Source organism: Mesorhizobium sp. M8A.F.Ca.ET.021.01.1.1, assembly GCF_003998025.1.
Lineage (GTDB): Bacteria > Pseudomonadota > Alphaproteobacteria > Rhizobiales > Rhizobiaceae > Mesorhizobium.
This window is the reverse complement of record NZ_RZSJ01000468.1, coordinates 1-5074: the sequence shown is the minus strand read 5'-3', so window position 1 is coordinate 5074 and position 5074 is coordinate 1. Positions and strand designations below refer to the sequence as shown.

At 63.4% G+C, this 5074-nt stretch carries 6 protein-coding genes; 2 read left to right on the top strand and 4 right to left on the bottom strand.

Translation table 11 applies throughout. The features are described 5' to 3' along the window. The 4 genes from EOA36_RS27290 to EOA36_RS27275 form a co-directional block, all read right to left on the bottom strand. On the bottom strand, nucleotides 1-1156 hold a 1156-nt coding region (locus EOA36_RS27290; RefSeq protein ID WP_145969332.1), incomplete at its 3' end, for a murein L,D-transpeptidase family protein. Between the two features lie 238 nt (nucleotides 1157-1394). After that, nucleotides 1395-2345, bottom strand: a complete 951-nt coding sequence (locus tag EOA36_RS27285) for an acetyl-CoA carboxylase carboxyltransferase subunit alpha (RefSeq protein WP_127280199.1) — start codon at nucleotides 2343-2345, stop codon at nucleotides 1395-1397. A 98-nt stretch (nucleotides 2346-2443) separates the two neighbouring features. Continuing rightward, on the bottom strand, nucleotides 2444-3361 hold the full coding sequence (locus EOA36_RS27280) for a site-specific tyrosine recombinase XerD (protein WP_127280198.1): 918 nt from the start codon (nucleotides 3359-3361) through the stop codon (nucleotides 2444-2446). Nucleotides 3362-3394: 33 nt separating this feature from the next. After that, entirely contained in the window at nucleotides 3395-3547 is a 153-nt protein-coding gene (locus EOA36_RS27275) for a histidine kinase (RefSeq protein WP_127280197.1), read from the bottom strand. A gap of 211 nt (nucleotides 3548-3758) precedes the next feature. Here EOA36_RS27275 and EOA36_RS27270 point away from each other — a divergent pair, with 211 nt between their 5' ends. Continuing rightward, on the top strand, nucleotides 3759-4370 hold the full coding sequence (locus EOA36_RS27270; protein WP_127280196.1) for a shikimate kinase: 612 nt from the start codon (nucleotides 3759-3761) through the stop codon (nucleotides 4368-4370). After that, a partial coding sequence (locus tag EOA36_RS27265) for a 3-dehydroquinate synthase (RefSeq protein ID WP_145969331.1) occupies nucleotides 4367-5074 on the top strand: 708 nt, incomplete at its 3' end. The genes EOA36_RS27270 and EOA36_RS27265, both read left to right, overlap by 4 nt.

Here is a 5074-nt window from a genome sequence, read left to right as displayed (position 1 = left end):
CCTTGGCGGCTTCCTTTTCTGCCAACGCCTGCGCCTTGGCGGCTTCCTTGGCCTGTTTGGCGGCCTCAATGGCAGCCAGCCTCTGCTCCTCGGCCTTCTTCTTGGCCGCGTTCTCGGCGTCGAGTGCGGCCATCTTGCGGCCGGCGGGCGAATCGATGCGGCCCATGCGCGCCGTCTCGGTCACCGAACCGTCGGTGTTGAGGGACGGCGGATCGATCGGCACGCGTTCTCCACGGGCCCGGCGCTTGGACCAATCGGAGACGATGCTGGCTTCTTTGATACCGGCAATGGTCGGTTTTGGTGGCGGCACGCTGGCCTTGAGCGCGCTGTTGAAGGCCGCGTCATACGTGCTTTGATAGGCGTTGTAGGCGCTCTTCAGCGAATCCGGTTGTGTGGTCGCCGGGCAGGCGCCGGTCGGATCGAAGGTCTGGCCGTCGGCGGCAACCTGGTTGAAGACGTAGCGCTTCTCGCAGACGTCGACCTTCGGCGGCACCTTGGTGACCTCGAAATTGTCGTAGCCGACCTTCAGCATCTTCCAGAACTCATAGTTCGGGTCGTTGCGGTAGCGCGCCATGTTGGCCGCGGTCATGCGGAACGGAAAGGCCTGGATCTGGAATTCGGTCTGTCCGCCCTGGAAGGCATCGCGGCCGAAGGCATAGATCTGTTCGATCTGCGCATCGGTCATCGAATAGCAGCCCGACGACGAGCAGGCGCCATGCACCATCAGGTTCTGGCCCGTGCGGCCATTGGCACGGTCATAGGCGTTGGGGAAGCCGATGTTGAAGGACAGATGGTAGTTCGAGCGCGGGTTCATCTGCGACGGCCGCACCGTATAGAAACCTTCCGGCGCCTGGCGGTCGCCCTCGGTGTATTTCGGCCCGAGCTTGCCCGACCATTTGCAGATATCGTAGCTCGCCACCATGTCGTAGCGACCATTGGTCTTGGCCTTCCAGATTTCGAGCTTGCCTTCTTCCTTGAAGATACGGGCCATTACCGACGAGGTGCGGATCATGCCCTTGGCCTTCATATCGGCCAGGATCTTGTCGGGCAGCGGCTTGTTGGCTTCCGGGGCAAAATCCTTCATCGACGAATCATTGCAGCCGGCAACGACTATCGAGGCAATGAGGATTCCGGTGCGGGCGAACTTGGCAAACATGGATACGGCTATGTCTTTTTCCTCGGGCCAAAGGCTTCGCAACAGCCGAGCCCGTATGCTGAACACCGACGGACCGTAAGCCCGTTAACCTTGAAAATTCCTTACCGCAAGCTTCGACAAACCCCTCACGGCAATTTCATTGAACCGAATCCGGCGGCATTTTTGTGGCGAAAGCGCTCATTGCCGCCACATTGCCGTGGGCACGGGGCTTCGATGGTCCCATTGTGCCGTCAGACGGTCAGAGGCTACGGCCCATCGCCAGGTATTTCTCGCGGCGCTGTTCACGGAAATCGGTGTTGGCGCCGGCGAATTCCTTCATCGTCTTGGCGATAAGGTCGCCGGTCGCGGCTATCACCGTTTCGGGCGCGCGCTGGGCGCCGCCCATCGGCTCGGGGATGATGGCATCGATGATCTTCAGTTCGAGAAGATCCTGCGCGGTGATCTTCATGTTGGTCGCCGCGTCCTTGGAGCGCGTCGTGTCGCGCCACAGGATGGAGGCGGCGCCTTCCGGCGAAATCACAGAATAGATGGCATGTTCGAGCATGTAGACGCGGTTGGCGGTGGCGATCGCGATGGCGCCGCCGGAACCGCCTTCGCCGATGACGACCGAGATCGACGGCACCTTGAGCGCCAGGCAGGCAGACGTCGAGCGGGCAATGGCTTCGGCCTGGCCGCGCTCCTCGGCGCCGACGCCGGGATAGGCGCCCGCCGTGTCGACCAGGGTCAAAAGCGGAATCTTGAAGCGGTCGGCGAGTTCCATCAGCCGCACCGCCTTGCGATACCCTTCAGGACGCACCGAGCCGAAATTGTGCTTCAGGCGGCTCGCCGTGTCGGAACCCTTTTCCTGGCCGAGGATCGCGACAGGTTCGCCGCGGAAACGGGCAAAGCCGCCGACGATCGCCTGATCCTCGCCAAAATTGCGGTCGCCGGCGAGCGGCGTGAAGTCGCTGAACAGGCCCTTGATGTAGTCGACGCAGTGCGGCCGGTCGGAATGGCGCGCCACTTGCACCTTCTGCCACGGCGTCAGTGCCTTGTAGAGTTCGCGCAGCGCGTCGCGCGAACGCTTCTCGAGCCTGGTGATCTCGTCGGCGACATCGACCGCCTCGCCGTTCTCGGCAAGCTTCTTGAGCTCGAGGATCTTGAGCTCAAGATCCTGCACCGGCTTTTCGAAATCGAGGTAATTGTACATGCTTGAGCGGACCGATGCGTCGGAAGGCAAGGACTGCGGAACCGTTGAAACCAAGGCTCCGGGCGGTGAAATGTCGTCCTCACATAGCGATATGAGGCCTAGTCGGCAAGCGGATGATGATCGTTGACCAGCCGCACCAGCCGCTCCTCAAGCACGTGGGTGTAGATCTGTGTCGTCGATATGTCGGCGTGGCCAAGCAGTTGCTGCACGGCCCTGAGATCGGCGCCGTTCTGCAGGAGGTGGCTGGCGAAAGCATGGCGCAGCACATGCGGCGATATTTTCGCCGAGACGATGCCGGCGCGCGCCGCCAGCCCTTTCAGGTCACGGGCAAAGACCTGGCGCGAGAGATAGCCGCTGTCGGATGCTGCCGGAAACAGGAACGGGCTGTCGCCGAAGGCAGGCACCTTGGCCCGGGCGTCAAGCCAGCTCCGCATCGCCGAGCGCGCCTTGGCCGACAGCGGCACCATGCGTTCCTTGTCGCCCTTGCCGCGCACCATGAAGAAACGGTCGTCGCGCTGCGCGACCGTGACCGGCAGGCCGACGAGTTCGGAAACGCGCAGACCCGTGGCGTAGAGCACTTCGACCAGCGCATGCAAGCGCAAGGCCGCCAACCTGTCGGCATGACCGAGCCCGGCATCGCCGGCTTCGTGCGCGGCGCGGTCGATCAGCCGGCCGGTTTCGGCCTCGCTCATCGTCTTGGGCAGCGGACGGCCCTTCTTAGGGCTGTCCAGCGTGCCGGTCGGGTCGTCGGCGCGCAGGCCTTCGGCATAAAGGAACTTGAAGAACTGGCGGATTGCCGACAGTTTGCGCGCCTGCGACGTCGGCGCGAAGCCGCGCCCGGCGATGTCGTCGAGATAGGCGCGGATGTCGGCGGCACCTGCGCGGGCAAGTCCGCCGTCGATCCCGTCGGAAGCATCCTCCAGATCGCGGCGATAGGAGGAAAGCGTGTTCTCGGCCGCTCCCCGCTCGGCGCTCATCATTTCCAGGAAGGCCTCGATATGGGCGGCGCTGTTCATTTCCTTGAGGCGGTTCCGAGACAGTTTTGCTGTTCAGTTTTTCTTGGGATTGAGCTTTTCGGGCGGAATACGCACGCTCATTTCCGCTCTTTTCGGCTCGACGAACATCACCAGCGCGAACATCGTACCATAGGCAATGCCGGCCAGAATCGCGAGGGTCACGACAAAGCGAAACAGTGTCGGCATCAATTCTCGCCCGTCTTTTTGTTCTGCGTTTCCAAACCCTGTGCCCTTATGGGACGCCAATCCGACCAATTCAAGGAGGAAGCGGGGGCGTGTTGGCAACTTCCGATGCGAGCGTCCCTCTGTCCATATCGAGCCCACGGCACTCGGCACGCTTGACGCAAACCGGCTTTTCATGTCGATACGCCGGCAAAGAGGGCCCAAGAAACAGCTGATGAACGCGCTACAGGCAAATCCTCCAGGCGAGACCCATGCCGCGCTGCTTGGCCGGCTGGGCGGCCGGTCCATTGTCTTTGTCGGCCTGATGGGCGCCGGCAAGACGGCGATCGGCCGCAAGGTGTCGACAATGCTTTCGCTGCCCTTCATCGACAGCGACCAGGAGATCGAGAGCGTGTCGCGGATGACCGTTCCGGAGCTGTTCGAGCGCTATGGCGAAACCGAGTTCAGGGCCCTGGAGCAGCGTGTCATCCTGCGCGTGCTTGAAAACGGCCCGCAGGTTCTGTCGACCGGCGGCGGCGCCTTCATGAACGCGCAGACGCGCGAGGCCATCGCCGCGCACGGGGTCTCGGTGTGGCTGAAGGCCGAGCTCGACCTTCTGATGGACCGCGTTTCCAAGAAGCAGAACCGGCCGCTTTTGAAAAGCGCCGATCCCCGCGCCGTGCTGGAGCGGCTGATGGGGGAACGCTATCCGGTCTATGCCACTTCCGACGTCACCGTGCCGACCCGCGACGACCGCAAGGAGATCATCGCCGCCGAGGTGCTTGAGGCGCTTTGCCGGCATTTCGGCATCGATACGATAGAAGCGACGGGCGAGGTCGAATCATGAGCGCGGATCACCCTGTCATCGTCGAAGTCGGTCTCGGTGACCGGGCCTACGACATATTGATCGGCGCCGGCCTGCTGTCGCGCGCCGGTGCTGAGATTTCGCGCCGGCTGCCGGGCACACGCGCCGCCGTCGTAACCGACGAGAACGTCGCCGCGGCGCATCTCGATACGCTGAAGGCCGGGCTCGAGAAGGGTGGCATCCAGCCCACCGTCATCACGATGCCGCCCGGCGAGAAGACCAAGAGCTTTGCCCATCTCGAAGAGGTGGTCGATGGCGTCCTGGCCGCCAGGCTGGAGCGCGGCGACGTCGTCATCGCGCTTGGCGGCGGCGTCATAGGCGATCTCACCGGTTTTGCCGCCGGCATCGTGCGGCGCGGCATGAATTTCGTGCAGGTTCCGACCTCGCTGCTGGCGCAGGTCGATTCCTCGGTCGGCGGCAAGACCGGCATCAACAGCCCGCGCGGCAAGAACCTCGTCGGCGTCTTCCTCCAGCCCAGGCTGGTGCTGGCCGACACCGAAGTGCTCGACACGCTGCCGATCCGGGAATTTCGCGCCGGCTATGCCGAGCTCGCCAAATACGGCCTGATCGACCGGCCGGAATTCTTCGCCTGGCTGGAAGCGAACTGGGAAAAGGTGTTCGCCGGCGGACCGGAGCGGGCCGAGGCCATTGCCGAGGCCTGCCGCGCCAAGGCCGACGTCGTTGCC